This is a genomic window from Ornithinibacillus xuwenensis (assembly GCF_039614845.1).
Classification (GTDB): domain Bacteria; phylum Bacillota; class Bacilli; order Bacillales; family Amphibacillaceae; genus Ornithinibacillus; species Ornithinibacillus xuwenensis.
On record NZ_JBDIML010000001.1, the window covers coordinates 97932 to 111141 of the forward strand.

Here is a 13210-nt window from a genome sequence, read left to right on the forward strand (position 1 = left end):
AGCTAGTAACGAACAGGATGTACAAGCTCTTACAAAAGATTATATGCAGCGTTATCCTCATTATTCCTTAATTCGCATAGAAAATGGATTTGCAATATGTGAACGTATCAATACTTCTAATTCAAAGGAGGGAAGGTAGTGGAAACCTGGTTTAAGGTCTATCGAAAAGTATTTGAGTCCGATTTGTGGCATGATGTATCAACATTTCGTCTCTTCTTATTTTTAGTCGGACAAGCAAGCCATAAAGATGGTATCAAGGTTGCAGGAATTGAACTTAACAAAGGGCAATTCCTTAGATCCTACAGAAAACTTGCAGAGGACCTGTCTTATAAGGAAGGACGAGGAACAAAACAGTATTCTACAAAGACTATTAAAAAGTCAGTTGACAAACTTGTTAGTGATGGAATGGTGTCGATAGTGGAAACGAAACAAGGAACACTTTTTACTGTCCTTAATTACTCTAAATATCAAGATTTGAAAGACATTGAAATCGAAACGGTAAACGGAAGTGTAAACGAAGGGGAAACGAACGGTAAACGAAGGGGAAACAATAACAAGAATTATAGAATTAAAGAATTAAAGAATAAAGATAAAAAGAATAATAGTCGCAAACAAGTTTACGACACAAATTCGATTTACTATCAATTAGCTATTTTCTTTTTCGAACAAATTAAAATCAACAATCCGAATCATAAAGAACCAAATTTTCAAACATGGTCTGATGAAATCCGAAAGATGATTGAACTTGATAATCGTACAGAGGAACAAGTTAGATACTTGATGAAGTGGGTTCAACAAGACGAGTTTGAAATGGCTAATGTTTTATCTCCTGCCAAACTAAGAAAAAGATTTGATTCCTTGGTACTAAAGGTGAAACGTCAAAATCCCACTTCAAAAGTAGTGCCAATAGACAAAAACAAGAAGACTTACAATTACGGATTTTAGGAGGGGATTAGATGCAAAGCATACAGGAAACACGAAGCATTGTGAATCCAAAATCAAAATTACTAGAAACATATACTTGTGAAGGTTGTGGAAGGTCAGTTGAACGAAAAGAAATGGTTATCCCAATGGGACCTAGAAAAGGCGAAATTATTATCGCTAACTTAGGTTGCAAGTGTGAAGATCTTCGCTTAGTAGAACAAGCATTAAGACAAGGCAAGGAAAATAAAGCGCGAAAGATACAAAAGCTATTTGAAGGCTATTCGATGATGAATAACTCACTGCAAAAAGCAACCTTTAAAAACTATAAGGCTCCAACACTCGAATTACAAAATGCCAAAAGTAGATTAATGGAGTATACAAGGGACTTTAATCCGAATGAATCTAAGAATCTTCTATTGGTTGGACCATATGGCACTGGGAAAAGCCATTTATCAGTTTCAATCACAAAGGAACTAATGGGTAAAGGGTTTAAGTGCTTATTCTTATCGGTGCCAAAGTTACTTACTAAGATTAAGCAAACTTATAACGGTTCTAGTAAGTTTAGTGAAGCCGATATTCTTGAACTAGTTGAAACAGTTGATTTATTTGTTTTAGATGACTTGGGAACCGAGTACACCAATAAGAAAAATGACGATGATAGTTGGGCGCATACTAAGATATTCGAAGTTTTGGATAGCAGGTCAGGTAAGCCAACCATATTTACAACAAACCTTGAAAGTAGTCAGCTCAATAGAAAATTAAATGAACGAAATTTATCAAGAGTAATGGATGGTACAGAAGTAATCAAAATGGACGGTCCAGATTACAGAAGAAAGGGGTTTTAATTTATGTGGCGTGGAATGAAATCCGTTATGGTATTCGACCCAAAAGATTCTCAAGCAGAAACAGAACGGAAATGGGTCGAATGGAATCAGCATAAAAGCGCAGTTCAGGATAAGGCAGTGCCAAGTGCAGAGGAAACGAGGAAGTATTTACAAGAGCGTGGTTTGGCATGAATACTGCTGGTTATTCCGTGCCAGTTCTTCCGTTATCAAGCGAATATGTATTTATTCTAGAAGAATTGGAACTAGCATTTACAGAAATGCAGCTGAAAGAAATTACTAAAGAGTGGAATAAAGGTGCTGAATTGGAAGACATTGCGGAAAAGCATCAAAGACATATTGACGAGGTGTTTTTGGCATTATTTCACCAAGCTAGGAAAAGGAAAATTAAAAGACCATTTGCTTATAGGAGGGGTGGACAGTGAAAGAAAGCTTACCTAAAAAGATTGTAAGCATTGACCAAATCAGAATTAATCGAGGAATAGAAAAGATTTGTAAATGTGATAACAGGAGATTCATGATTGATACAAAAAACAGAAGAATTACCTGTCAGAGTTGCGGTGCTGTAGTAGATCCTTATGAGGCAATGTATGAGTTAGCGAGAAACGGAGAAAGGCTGCAAGAACAAGTTAGTAATCTATTAGAGCAAAGAAAACAAATCGCTAATTACAAACCTTGGTTAGTTACTATCAAAAAGCTAGAAAAGGATTATCGAGGTAGAAAAATGTTGCCTAACTGTCCTAGATGTTCAGAGCCTTTTTATTTGGAAGAATTAACACATTGGACTGGAAAGCAATATGCAGATGCAAGGATAAAACGCTGGAAGGAGGAACATAAGGATAACTAAATTCGGAGAAATAGCGAAGGAGGTAAACCTATGAATCTAGCAAAACAAGGAGATAAAGATTCATAGGAACCACCAAAAACAAGAACATTAGTTCCCCTTAAAATATAGCACATCGAGAGGGGAAAAGAAATGAATATTAATCAAAACACTATTTACAACATGGATTGTTTAGAAGGTATGAAGAATATATCAGATGGATCCGTAGATTTAATTCTTTGTGATTTACCTTATGGAACAACAAACTGCTCTTGGGATAGCATAATACCGTTTGAACCACTTTGGGAACAGTATAAACGAGTGATTAAGGATAACGGCGCAATTGTACTAACTTCTAGTCAGCCTTTTACAACTAAACTAATCGAATCAAATTTTAAATGGTTTAGGTATGAATGGGTCTGGAAAAAGGGGAACCATGTTACAGGCTTTCCAAATGCTAATCGAATGCCTTTGAAAAATCACGAAAACATCTGCGTCTTTTATAGGAAACTACCAACTTATAACCCGCAAGGTCTTATTAAGATTAAGCCTAAAAAAGTAAAAAGTGATCCTAATATGCAGGCACTCGGAAAAAATAACAATTCATTGAAAAGAGTTTATGTTAGAAGGTACAAGAACTTTCCAAAAACAGTTATTAATTATCCAAGAGATAGCAAAACATTTCACCCTACACAAAAGCCAACCGATTTATTTGAATACATTATTAAAACTTACACCAATGAAGGTGAAGTTGTACTTGATAATTGTATGGGAGGGTTTACAACTGCAGTCGCGTGTGACAATGTAAACCGTAATTGGATTGGATTTGAATTAGAAGAAGAGTATTGTACACTAGGACAAAAAAGAGTAAATGAAAACAGAGATAAGTTAGGGTTACCACATGTTGAGATTCAAATGGAGTAATATTCATAAATGGTAAGGAGTGCGAGAAATGAGTGAATGGTTAACTACCGGAAAGATGATTGACAATCTGAAAGTTGGACAGGTTGCAGTATCAGTAAGTGTACCTCATGGCGAAGCGTTGTTAAGCGATAAAGTTATTTTGAACGAGAATATCCTAGTCTGGAAGGATAACAACAGAAAATTCATAGTAAATGACTTCACTAAAGACATGAAGTGGGTCATTGTTCCGAATTATGTGACTTTCGAAAATGCTATGCAAGCTGTTGAAGAGGATAAACTAGTTCATTTTCACCCAAAAGAAAATGACCACTTAATCGTTAGAAAAGAAGGAACGTTAACATGGTTTGCGCACTACTATTGGAAAGATTTAATAGATGGAAAATGGACCATAGAGGGGTAGTAAAGGATGAAAACGTGTAAAGAATGCAGGGTGAACCCGCAAAATAAGAAAAGTTGCTTATGTGACTCTTGTTATAAAAAGGCATTGTGACAACGAGGAGGTCTTGAAGTGGAGAAAACAGCAGAAATTAAATTAGATCAAGATGCGGTATTCATAGTTAAAAAAGGACAACTAAAGAAAATTAATGCTCCAGACAGCGGATTTGGTGAGCAAACAATCACTTGGCAAGACGGCAAGATACATGCGGAAAAGGTAAGTTATACGGTGAAGTAATTTAAAAAAGGAGATGGATAGATTGGGATATTTTGAAGTAGTAGACCCATATTACGCATTAATAAAGGCTGAGTCCAAGGAAGATGCAAAAAAAGAATATAATTCAACTGTCGCAGACCTAGATGATATTGAAGATATATTTGAAGTGCCTGAGAACTATGATTTAGTAAGATTCAGTCAGGTACCGGGCGAGGATAAAAAGTTACTAGATCCTAAAGAGATCTTAAAAGAGTTTGTTGATCCAGATAGTAATTTATTAATCATTGATGGAACTTTGATGTAAAGACAACTAAATAGAGCTACTGGAACAACCAGGGCACATATTGAGCGAAAATTCGCTTGGTTTGTGCCCTTTTATTATTTCGTGGAGGGGTTTTAATGCAAAGTGAATCACAAAAGTTGAAAGAGACTCTTCAAAGTATCTGGGAAGAAGTCAAAAGAATATTTAATAATGTTGTTGAAGCACTAAATGATCTAGAACAAAAAAAGAGAACTAAACATGAGTATAACTGGTACGTTCCAAAGAAAATAACGAGGAATAGTCAAGTTATTCTAAGAAAACCATTAGTCTTCCATGCGAGGGCTAATCTATGAAAAAGCAAATATACAAATTGAAGTGGATAGTAAATCCTTATAGAAGAGATAAAAGAACCGGAGCTGTACAACCAGTAAAGCGTAGTGATTATGCTCAACAATTATTCGGAGTCGGAACTGGATGGAATAAGTAATAAGACTGTGGGGGTCGGTAACATGTCAGCTGCATATAAAGAAATAAGTGTGAAGGATATACAAGAAGCTGTTATAAGAGACTTAAAGAATTATAAAGCACTAAAAGTAAAATTAGAGAACATTAGGGAGCGTAAAGAAGCAAGTGCTTTGCATATATTTCCTGTACTAAAAAGAAATGAGTCTATTGATGAGTTAAAGGCTAAACAGATTGAAAGGGCGATTAATGATTCACTAGACCCAATTGAAAGAAAAATTATTGAATATAAGTATCTCAACATAAACAGTAGAGATATGACAGACTTAGAAATTCATATGGAATTGGGGCTTAAAAAGGGAAAATACTATATAAAAAAGAAAGAAGCAATCTTTCAGCTAGCGAAGGCGCTTGGGATTATCTAAGCGTTTTTTGTTCTGGAGAAAAATCGAACAAAAACCGGACAAATTTCGAACAAATATCGGACAAACTGGGTACCTTTTTTTGTTGAGAAAACTTTTACGCTTATCTTAAGAAGAATTTCTTAGGAGACGCATCTTTCCTTTATCAATGGTGTACTCGATTAATCGTAAGAGTGTCGAAGGTTATTGGCTTTTATGGAGGGATAACTGGAGCTTAGGCAGGATTGCGGGCGATTGATACGGGAAAGAAAGAGTGAAATTCTCTTGTTGGAAGTACTCTTCCTACTAACTTAAACAATCCCTGCCGACCTCCTAGGTGATTGGAAAGTTAGAAATAAAATTAGCAATTAGCATAAGGTGGTGTCCAAAAACCAGTAAGAAGGTGAGTATATGAAATGAGATTCGTACAACCTATCAGGGACAAAGAAGTCATAGAAGGAATGAAGGCATATTTAAAAGCAAGAAGTTTACGAGACTACTTGTTTTTTTGTTTTGGTATTTACAGTGGTCTAAGAGTAAGCGACCTAAGAACTTTAAAAGTTGGTATGGTTAGAGGGACTCATGTTACCATCCGGGAGCAAAAGACTAAGAAAATTAAAAAATTCATCATTCATCCTATTATCCGAGAAGATTTAAATCGTTTTATTGCTGGAAAAGATGATGATGAATTTTTATTTACTAGTAGGCAAATAAAAACAAAAAGCAGATTGAGAAATCAGCCAATTGATCGAAGTACAGCCTACAGAAAATTAAATAATGCAGCTCGCCATTTTGGATTAAAAGAAATTGGTACGCACACCATGAGAAAAACATGGGGATATCACCTATATAGACAAGACCCAAGTAACCTAGCGTTACTAATGGAAATGTTTAATCATAGCAGTCAAGCGATTACTTTACGCTATATTGGAGTAACTCAAGAGATGATGGATGCAGCAATTATGAGGCTTGCTTAGTTATTGAGTGCAACAAAAACTATGTAGATGTCGCACTGCTTTTTATGAAGTGGGAAAAAGTGAAATCTATCAATAAATTTAGCGTTCCTAATGAGTGCAACAGAATATTATTTATGGTTCACTCTACTTCCATATTTTAGGAAAATAAGAGCAGATTTAGAACACCACAAAAATGGTGTTTTTTCTTGTGTTCAGAATAAATTCTCGTTCATTCATCTGAGCGAATTTATTAAAGTGTGAAAACAAACTCAATTACCCCTAAAAGAGGGCGGAGGTGAGGTGTTTATGACATGGGTAGACCAATGAGTCCTAATCGACTAAAAGCCCTTAAAATATGGCTTAATAGTGGTCGTGAAAAGCAACCAAAAGAGATTGCTGAAGAATTAGGGATAAAGTCTGGACTTGTTCGTAAGTGGAAAAGCCAAGACAAATGGGATGAGATTCCTGACATTCCAAATAAAAGAGGAGCTCCCTATCGTAATAAAAATGCAGTAGGCAATAAAGGCGGGGGAGCACCACCAGGTAATGAAAACGCAGTTAAGCATGGCTTGTTCCGTAAATGGTTTCCAAACGATAATGAATATCAAGAAATTTATCAAGCAGCTAGAGAAGGAATGACCATGCTAGACATTCTCTATGAAGAAATCATTATTAGTTTCACTAATATAATCCGAGCTCAGAAAATCATGTTTGTTCAGGACCAAGATGATATGACCAAAGAACTTAAAAAAGAGAAAATTTATAAAGAAAAGGTTGAGTCTGTTAATGAACATGGAGAAAGAGTGGAAGGATTTGAGGAAGTCAGCACAGATAGAGAATATGAGATTCAGTTTGCTTGGGATAAACAAGCTAAAGCATTAACTGCACAAGCTGCAGCAATGAGGACATTAACAGGAAAGATTAAACAGTACGAGGAAATGATTCGTTCTATGCCTCCTGATCAAGTTAAAGAGGAGCACAAATTACGAATTGAAAAAATGAAGGCTGATATTAAAGCTATCGAGTCTAAAGCTTGGTAAATAAAAAATAGGGAGAGATATTTAATGACAAATAAATCAGTGAATTTAGATGTAGAGGTAATAAAAGAAACAGAAGAGCAGTTGGTTGTACGAGCAAATAAACCATTAAAAGAAAATGAATTTAATTTGTTATCGCAATTGGTTAAAAAGCAAGAGGAAGAATCAGGAGTAAAGATTGTTTTACTTCCTCAAAGTGCAGAGTTGGTTAATGTTGAAGAGATTGAGGCTGAGAAGGAAGCATTAGAGAAACTTAAGGCAGAAGTCCAAGCCGAGAAAGAAGCAGCAGAAAAAGCAAAGGCAGAAGTCGAAGCAGAGAGAGAAGCTTTAGAAAAGGCTAAAGCAGAAGCTAAGAAAGAGTCGGCTAAAAAAGATAAGAAAGAGAAAGAAAAAGAAGCTGACAAATAATGGCTAAACATGCAGTACTCAAACAATTCTATGCTTCTGATAATTGGATTAATCTTAGGTTATCACTAATCAATGAACGTGGTAATAAGTGCGCACGTTGTAATGAAATTATTCCAAGGTCAAGAGATATTATTGGTCATCATAAGATTGAACTAACACCTGAAAATGTACATGATCATTCTATTAGTTTGAATCCCGAACTAATAGAAATAATATGTTTTGATTGCCACAACAAAGAGCATAAGCGTTTTGGTTACCAAGGAACTAAAGAAGTGTATTTAGTCTATGGTCCACCAATGAGTGGTAAGTCTACATTTGTTCATCAGAACATGGAGCGTGGTGATATCGTTGTAGACATGGATGCATTGTATGAAGCTGTATCTATGATGCCTACATATGACAAGCCTGATAATCTATTTAGCAATGTAATAGGTATTCACAATCAATTAATCGACAACATACGTACACGCTATGGGAAGTGGCATAACGCTTGGATTGTTGGTGGATATGCTGATAAGTATAAGCGTGATAGATTAGCAGATGATGTAGGAGCAGAGCTTATCTTCTGTAATGTTAGTAAAGAGGACTGCTTGATTAGGTTGGAACAGGATGAAGAGAGAAAGTACAGGAAAGATGAATGGACTAAGTATATTAATAAGTGGTTTGAATCATATACGAAGTGAGGTTGAAGTTATGAAACAACCATTAACAAAACAGGTATGTATGGATAAAGATTGCGGTTGGCAAGAGAAGTCGCATAAGATACGTGATGGTATCAGATGTCCTAAATGTGGTGGACTTGTAATGAGTAGTGTTAAGTCAAATAAAACTGTTGCTATGGGGATTGATTTGGCCAGCAAACCAGATGTAACTGTACAAGCTGCCGTATGGGTGAATCCAACTCATGAAACTTTAGTGGATTTTATAACTGATGTGTCAACAATACCAAAGGAACTTATGTTGCATAAGTAGGGGGAGATATATGATGACTAAACAAAATGAAACAAATAACTCATTGAGTATTAATGTAGATGTAAATACAACTAACCTAACTGCTAAGTTAAAAGTAATATCGAAACACGCAATAGCATTAGCAGAGGAGCTAGAGCAGATGGATGAGATGACTTGTCCAATGTGCAATAATGTTTTACTCGAAGAAAATTATTTTGCTGATGAAGTATTACATTTCTCAAAAGTAGAATGTTCTGAGTGCGGATATTCCAAAACATCCCCCCGGTAACAAAAAAATAAAGAAGCTCTCGGGGACCGAGAGGGGTACACAACTTACACACATGCCTAAAATTTTGAAATTGATTGGAGGTTTTTTGAAACATGTCTAAAAAGGCGATTTTCCAAGCAGAAAAAGAAAAGTTGATTGAAATCTTTCAAGATGTTGAGAATTCCAAACGAAAACTTGTTGAAGGACTAATTGAAGATGCTTGTTTCTTAAAATCCGAAAATCATGAATTAAAAGAGATCCTTAAAGAAACAGGTATGGTAAACATTCATCCATCGAATAAACAACTGCAAAAACCTGTTGAAGCTGCAAGACAATATCTTAAGAATGTAAATAGTTATTCGGTAATCATTAAAACACTTAATGGTGTACTGAATAAAAATATACTTGATGATGATGAAGATGATTTGGGTGAATTTGCATGATTCAAGCGCAAGCACCAAATGTACAGGCGGAACCTTATTCGTATAATGGTACGCATTCTTTTTTACTTGAATACATATTCAAGTGTAAAAATGGAGAAATAACAATAGGTCATGAGTTAATGACCCAATTGGATATGCTAATAGAGCACTTCAACAATCCTGAAATCAAGATTGATTTTGAAGATGGCCATAAGCGGATTAAGTTCATAGAAACAAAGTGTAAACACTTTGAAGCACCGTTTGCTGGTAAACCATTCATACTGGAATTGTTTCAAAAGGCATTTGTTGAAGCCATTTATATTTTTCAAATATATGATGATGAAATTAATAGATGGATTAGATTGCATCAAGATGTGCTATTTCTGGTAGCACGGAAAAATGGGAAAACCCCACTTATCTCAGCTATATGTTTGGCTGAGTTTTTTTGTGGGGAAATTGGGACAAGGATATTATGCAGCAGTAATGATTATGAACAGGCTGATTTAATGTTTCAAGCGATTAATTCCATGCGAGAAGAAAGTAAGTCACTTTCTAAAGTGACTAGGAGCAATATTAAAGGTATCTTCTTTGGAAATCCCAAAAAACCAAAAAAGACTGGTAAGTTCAGTTATAAAAACAAAGGTCAGATTAAGAAGATATCCGCAAAAACAGGTGCTAAAGAAGGTAAGAACATTCGTGTCGGTGCAGTTGATGAAGTGCATGAGTTAAAAGATAATACTTCAATTATGCCTATACGACAAGCAGTTTCTACACAGGATGAGCCTTTATATATTGAATTAACAACAGAAGGTGTCATAAATGAGGGGTATCTTGATGAAAGGCTTCGTGAAGCTAGGAAAGTATTGAATGGTGAACTAGATCGGCCTAGATGGTTAATATGGCTCTACACACAAGATAGTGAAAGGGAAGTTTGGAAAAACGAAGATATGTGGGTTAAGTCTAATCCAGGTCTTGGTGTAATTAAAAAACGAAGCTTTCTCAAAAAAATGGTTGAGGAATCTAAAACAAGTAAATCCATGCGTGTATTTGTAATGTCCAAGGACTTTAATATTAAGCAAAACAACGCAACAGCATGGCTGACAACAGAGGACATTAAGAATGAGGATACCTTTAATTTAGAAGAATTCCGAAATTGTTTTGGCATTGGTGGAGTTGACCTTTCAAAAACAGGTGACTTAACTAGTGCAAGAGTAATCTTGATGAGGAGTGGGGACCCCAAGAAGTACATTGTACAAATGTACTTTATTCCGGAATCGAAAATTAAAAATCTATCAGTAGCTGATAAAAAATTATTCAAAGAATGGATACAAGATGGTTATTTAACTGTCTCACCTGGTAATGAAAACGACTTTAGTCTAGTAACTGCGTGGTTTGTAAAACTATATAAGGAATATGGCATTAGAGTATTTAAAACAGGTTATGATAAATGGTCTGCTGTTTACTGGAGAAAAGAGATGGAGGAATACGGTTTTGATACAGAAAGAGTTGCACAAGATTGGAGTTTATCAGAGCCTATGAAACTAGTTGAGGCTGACTTGAAAAGTAATTTGATAGTCTACAATAATAATCCGATTGATAAATGGTGCTTTGAAAATACTGCATTAAACTTTAATAGCAAGATGGATATGATGCCTAAAAAAGTACAAGGGCAAGACAATAAAAAAATTGATGGTGCAGTAACAACAATTATAGCTTACAAAATATATAGCGATAATCGTTCTGAATTCATGCAGCTTGTTGGGAGGTGATACCTATGAAACAGAAAGTCCTCAATTATTTTAATAATACATTTAAAAAAGTTTTTCTCTATCTTGATGACATTCTTCTTTTCATTGGTATTGCACTAATATCAGTAGGAGTATTTAAAATTTATATTCCAGCAGGATACATTACATTAGGTATTCTCGTTGTTCTATTTGCTTATGTGTATGCCAGAAGTAAAGAAGGTGATCATGGTTGATTCTCAAGAATCTATTTAAAGAGAGTAATTCAAATCAACAGTACCAGCAAGCAAAAATGTTAAATGGATACAGTCCAATATTTTCGCAGTTTGGTCAAAACGTGTATGCCTCTGATGTTGTGCAAATGTGTATTGATGTCATAGCAACTGAATGCAGTAAATTAATACCCAAACACATCCGTAAAAATAGTGAAGGAATGCAATCGACAGTAAACAGTTCTATAAATAGATTATTTAAGTTTTCACCAAATGAGTTAATGACTACTAGAGATTTCTTAGAAAAGATAATTTGGCAACTTTACTTTGATTTTAATTCCTTCATTTACCCAATGTATACAACAAAAGAGGACTCGAGGGGAATGAGTTATCGGGAATATACAGGATTCTATCCTTTGAACCCAACCGTTGTTACATTTTTACAAGACAACAAACAAGATATATTCGTAGAATTACAGTTTGCTAATGGAACAAAGTTCACCTTAGCCTATGCTGATGTCATTCATTTACGGAAAAGGTTTTCTGTGAATGATGTAATGGGTGGTGGTATGGATGGACAACCCGATAATACAGCAATATTAAAAGTCTTGAATATTAACGACTCTGTATTACAGGGATTGGATAAGGCAATTAAAACAAGTCTTTCTGTTAGAGGTATTATTAACATTAATACCATGATGGATGATGAAGCTCAAAAAGCTGAAAGAGCAAAATTTGAAGCGGCTATTGCAAGTGGAAAAACAGGAATCATGGCGTTGGACTTAAAAAATGAATATATAGACATAAAACCTAACCCTAAAATAGTTGATAAAGATGTCCTTGATTTTCTACAAAACAAGATTCTAAATTATTATGGCGTTTCTGTTCCAATCCTTACAGGAGATTATACGGATGAACAGTATCAAGCATTTTATGAAAAGACTTTGGAACCACTAGTGATTAGTTTAGGACAAGCATTCTCAAAGACCATATTTTCTCAAAGAGAGTTAGATGTTGGCAATGAGGTAGTATTCTATCAAAAAGATATGATGTATTTGAGTACATCTGCTAAATTGGACCTGCTGAAAACAGCGGGTGAGCAAGGGTTACTTACAGATAATCAAAAATTAGGAATCCTTGGGTACCCACCAATACCAGATGGAGACAAGCGTACAATATCACTTAATTATATTGATGTTAATCTAGCAAATGCTTACCAAATGAGTAAAAAAGGTAATACAAATGGGGGAGGTAATGAGGTTGAGTAAGGGAAAAGAGTTTCCAAACAAAGAGTTACCCGTAGTTCGTAATTTTGGCTTAATGGATTTACGGGCAGTTGACGATGGTAATTATATTGAAGGACATCCAGCGATTTATGACCAAATGACGACTATTGGCAACTGGTTCAACGAAGTAATTGAACGTGGAGCTTTTGATGGTTGTGACTTTGATGATGTGTTATTTAGTGTTAATCACGATTTAAAGAAAATTCCACTTGCTAGAAGTCGAAGAAATAATGGTAACTCGACTATGCAACTTCAAACTAACGATAAAGGGTTATATATTCGAGCTAGTTTAGATGTTGAGGAAAATAGCGAAGCAAAATCACTATATAGTGCAATAAAAAGAGGAGACATCGATGGGATGTCTTTTATTTTTTATGTAGATGAAGAAAAGTGGGAAGACCTCGATAGTGATATGCCAACAAGGCGCATCCAAAAGATTAAGAAAGTTATTGAAGTAAGTGCGGTCAATTTCCCTGCTTATACAGGGACTGACATAAATGCTCGTGATCAAGCTGTATTGGATAATGCAGCAAAGGCATTGGAAAATGCTAGATCTCAGTTGGATAACTCGAACAGCGAGCTGGAATTATTGCAATTAAGAAATCAAATTCTACTAAAAATGGAGGAAAACTGAT

At 35.2% G+C, this 13210-nt stretch carries 23 protein-coding genes; all 23 read left to right on the forward strand.

From position 1 onward, the window contains the following. Window positions 1-138: 138 nt before the first annotated feature. The 23 genes from ABC228_RS00500 to ABC228_RS00610 all read left to right on the forward strand — a co-directional run bounded on the left by ABC228_RS00500 (window position 139) and on the right by ABC228_RS00610 (window position 13209). Entirely contained in the window at window positions 139-945 is an 807-nt protein-coding gene (locus tag ABC228_RS00500) for a hypothetical protein (RefSeq protein ID WP_345823130.1), read from the forward strand. An 11-nt stretch (window positions 946-956) separates the two neighbouring features. Next, on the forward strand, window positions 957-1769 hold the full coding sequence (locus tag ABC228_RS00505) for an ATP-binding protein (protein ID WP_345823131.1): 813 nt from the start codon (window positions 957-959) through the stop codon (window positions 1767-1769). A 3-nt stretch (window positions 1770-1772) separates the two neighbouring features. Further along, window positions 1773-1940, forward strand: coding sequence for a hypothetical protein (locus ABC228_RS00510; protein WP_345823132.1), 168 nt, complete (start codon window positions 1773-1775; stop codon window positions 1938-1940). Continuing rightward, window positions 1937-2191: a hypothetical protein gene (locus ABC228_RS00515; protein ID WP_345823133.1), complete on the forward strand. Its 255-nt coding sequence runs from the start codon at window positions 1937-1939 to the stop codon at window positions 2189-2191. Before ABC228_RS00510 ends, ABC228_RS00515 begins: the two co-directional genes overlap by 4 nt. Next, the gene (locus tag ABC228_RS00520; protein ID WP_345823134.1) at window positions 2188-2613 is read left to right on the forward strand and encodes a hypothetical protein; all 426 of its coding nucleotides are present in this window, start codon (window positions 2188-2190) and stop codon (window positions 2611-2613) included. Before ABC228_RS00515 ends, ABC228_RS00520 begins: the two co-directional genes overlap by 4 nt. A gap of 129 nt (window positions 2614-2742) precedes the next feature. After that, window positions 2743-3513 carry a DNA-methyltransferase gene (locus tag ABC228_RS00525; RefSeq protein ID WP_345823135.1) on the forward strand — a complete coding sequence of 257 codons (771 nt, stop codon included), beginning with the start codon at window positions 2743-2745 and terminating at the stop codon, window positions 3511-3513. 28 nt (window positions 3514-3541) lie between these two features. Then, window positions 3542-3913 (forward strand): hypothetical protein, encoded by a 372-nt coding sequence (locus ABC228_RS00530; protein WP_345823136.1) that lies wholly within the window; start codon window positions 3542-3544, stop codon window positions 3911-3913. A 108-nt stretch (window positions 3914-4021) separates the two neighbouring features. Beyond that, on the forward strand, window positions 4022-4186 hold the full coding sequence (locus tag ABC228_RS00535; RefSeq protein ID WP_345823137.1) for a DUF3954 domain-containing protein: 165 nt from the start codon (window positions 4022-4024) through the stop codon (window positions 4184-4186). Window positions 4187-4208: 22 nt separating this feature from the next. Next, the gene (locus tag ABC228_RS00540) at window positions 4209-4469 is read left to right on the forward strand and encodes a hypothetical protein (protein WP_345823138.1); all 261 of its coding nucleotides are present in this window, start codon (window positions 4209-4211) and stop codon (window positions 4467-4469) included. Between the two features lie 95 nt (window positions 4470-4564). Further along, window positions 4565-4780, forward strand: coding sequence for a hypothetical protein (locus tag ABC228_RS00545; protein WP_345823139.1), 216 nt, complete (start codon window positions 4565-4567; stop codon window positions 4778-4780). After that, window positions 4777-4914, forward strand: coding sequence for a hypothetical protein (locus ABC228_RS00550; protein ID WP_345823140.1), 138 nt, complete (start codon window positions 4777-4779; stop codon window positions 4912-4914). Before ABC228_RS00545 ends, ABC228_RS00550 begins: the two co-directional genes overlap by 4 nt. A 22-nt stretch (window positions 4915-4936) precedes the next feature. Continuing rightward, a complete protein-coding gene (locus ABC228_RS00555) occupies window positions 4937-5314 on the forward strand; it encodes an ArpU family phage packaging/lysis transcriptional regulator (protein WP_345823141.1) in 378 nt (125 codons plus the stop codon). A gap of 392 nt (window positions 5315-5706) precedes the next feature. Beyond that, window positions 5707-6267: a tyrosine-type recombinase/integrase gene (locus ABC228_RS00560; protein WP_345823142.1), complete on the forward strand. Its 561-nt coding sequence runs from the start codon at window positions 5707-5709 to the stop codon at window positions 6265-6267. A gap of 290 nt (window positions 6268-6557) precedes the next feature. After that, window positions 6558-7286 carry a phage terminase small subunit gene (terS, locus tag ABC228_RS00565; RefSeq protein ID WP_345823143.1) on the forward strand — a complete coding sequence of 243 codons (729 nt, stop codon included), beginning with the start codon at window positions 6558-6560 and terminating at the stop codon, window positions 7284-7286. A gap of 24 nt (window positions 7287-7310) precedes the next feature. Beyond that, window positions 7311-7691: a hypothetical protein gene (locus tag ABC228_RS00570; protein ID WP_345823144.1), complete on the forward strand. Its 381-nt coding sequence runs from the start codon at window positions 7311-7313 to the stop codon at window positions 7689-7691. After that, window positions 7691-8374, forward strand: a complete 684-nt coding sequence (locus ABC228_RS00575) for a hypothetical protein (protein WP_345823145.1) — start codon at window positions 7691-7693, stop codon at window positions 8372-8374. Before ABC228_RS00570 ends, ABC228_RS00575 begins: the two co-directional genes overlap by 1 nt. Before the next feature lie 121 nt (window positions 8375-8495). Continuing rightward, complete coding sequence (locus ABC228_RS00580) at window positions 8496-8663, forward strand: hypothetical protein (protein WP_345823146.1); 168 nt, start codon at window positions 8496-8498, stop codon at window positions 8661-8663. 10 nt (window positions 8664-8673) lie between these two features. After that, complete coding sequence (locus tag ABC228_RS00585; RefSeq protein ID WP_345823147.1) at window positions 8674-8931, forward strand: hypothetical protein; 258 nt, start codon at window positions 8674-8676, stop codon at window positions 8929-8931. 92 nt (window positions 8932-9023) lie between these two features. Then, window positions 9024-9353 (forward strand): hypothetical protein, encoded by a 330-nt coding sequence (locus ABC228_RS00590; protein ID WP_345823148.1) that lies wholly within the window; start codon window positions 9024-9026, stop codon window positions 9351-9353. Beyond that, the gene (locus ABC228_RS00595) at window positions 9350-11101 is read left to right on the forward strand and encodes a terminase large subunit (RefSeq protein WP_345823149.1); all 1752 of its coding nucleotides are present in this window, start codon (window positions 9350-9352) and stop codon (window positions 11099-11101) included. Before ABC228_RS00590 ends, ABC228_RS00595 begins: the two co-directional genes overlap by 4 nt. Before the next feature lie 5 nt (window positions 11102-11106). Beyond that, a complete protein-coding gene (locus ABC228_RS00600) occupies window positions 11107-11313 on the forward strand; it encodes a DUF1056 family protein (RefSeq protein WP_345823150.1) in 207 nt (68 codons plus the stop codon). Further along, a complete protein-coding gene (locus tag ABC228_RS00605; protein WP_345823151.1) occupies window positions 11310-12557 on the forward strand; it encodes a phage portal protein in 1248 nt (415 codons plus the stop codon). The genes ABC228_RS00600 and ABC228_RS00605 overlap by 4 nt, the downstream gene beginning before the upstream one ends. After that, window positions 12550-13209 (forward strand): HK97 family phage prohead protease, encoded by a 660-nt coding sequence (locus tag ABC228_RS00610; RefSeq protein WP_345823152.1) that lies wholly within the window; start codon window positions 12550-12552, stop codon window positions 13207-13209. Before ABC228_RS00605 ends, ABC228_RS00610 begins: the two co-directional genes overlap by 8 nt. Window position 13210: the final 1 nt, after the last annotated feature.

Coding starts and splice junctions, on each gene's coding strand:
- ABC228_RS00575 (WP_345823145.1), top strand. CDS start 7,691: ATGGCTAAACATGCAGTACTCAAACAATTCTATGCTTCTGATAATTGG.
- ABC228_RS00525 (WP_345823135.1), top strand. CDS start 2,743: ATGAATATTAATCAAAACACTATTTACAACATGGATTGTTTAGAAGGT.
- terS (WP_345823143.1), top strand. CDS start 6,558: ATGGGTAGACCAATGAGTCCTAATCGACTAAAAGCCCTTAAAATATGG.
- ABC228_RS00555 (WP_345823141.1), top strand. CDS start 4,937: ATGTCAGCTGCATATAAAGAAATAAGTGTGAAGGATATACAAGAAGCT.
- ABC228_RS00515 (WP_345823133.1), top strand. CDS start 1,937: ATGAATACTGCTGGTTATTCCGTGCCAGTTCTTCCGTTATCAAGCGAA.
- ABC228_RS00510 (WP_345823132.1), top strand. CDS start 1,773: ATGTGGCGTGGAATGAAATCCGTTATGGTATTCGACCCAAAAGATTCT.
- ABC228_RS00600 (WP_345823150.1), top strand. CDS start 11,107: ATGAAACAGAAAGTCCTCAATTATTTTAATAATACATTTAAAAAAGTT.
- ABC228_RS00570 (WP_345823144.1), top strand. CDS start 7,311: ATGACAAATAAATCAGTGAATTTAGATGTAGAGGTAATAAAAGAAACA.
- ABC228_RS00585 (WP_345823147.1), top strand. CDS start 8,674: ATGATGACTAAACAAAATGAAACAAATAACTCATTGAGTATTAATGTA.
- ABC228_RS00550 (WP_345823140.1), top strand. CDS start 4,777: ATGAAAAAGCAAATATACAAATTGAAGTGGATAGTAAATCCTTATAGA.
- ABC228_RS00590 (WP_345823148.1), top strand. CDS start 9,024: ATGTCTAAAAAGGCGATTTTCCAAGCAGAAAAAGAAAAGTTGATTGAA.
- ABC228_RS00560 (WP_345823142.1), top strand. CDS start 5,707: ATGAGATTCGTACAACCTATCAGGGACAAAGAAGTCATAGAAGGAATG.
- ABC228_RS00595 (WP_345823149.1), top strand. CDS start 9,350: ATGATTCAAGCGCAAGCACCAAATGTACAGGCGGAACCTTATTCGTAT.
- ABC228_RS00545 (WP_345823139.1), top strand. CDS start 4,565: ATGCAAAGTGAATCACAAAAGTTGAAAGAGACTCTTCAAAGTATCTGG.
- ABC228_RS00580 (WP_345823146.1), top strand. CDS start 8,496: ATGAGTAGTGTTAAGTCAAATAAAACTGTTGCTATGGGGATTGATTTG.
- ABC228_RS00505 (WP_345823131.1), top strand. CDS start 957: ATGCAAAGCATACAGGAAACACGAAGCATTGTGAATCCAAAATCAAAA.
- ABC228_RS00530 (WP_345823136.1), top strand. CDS start 3,542: ATGAGTGAATGGTTAACTACCGGAAAGATGATTGACAATCTGAAAGTT.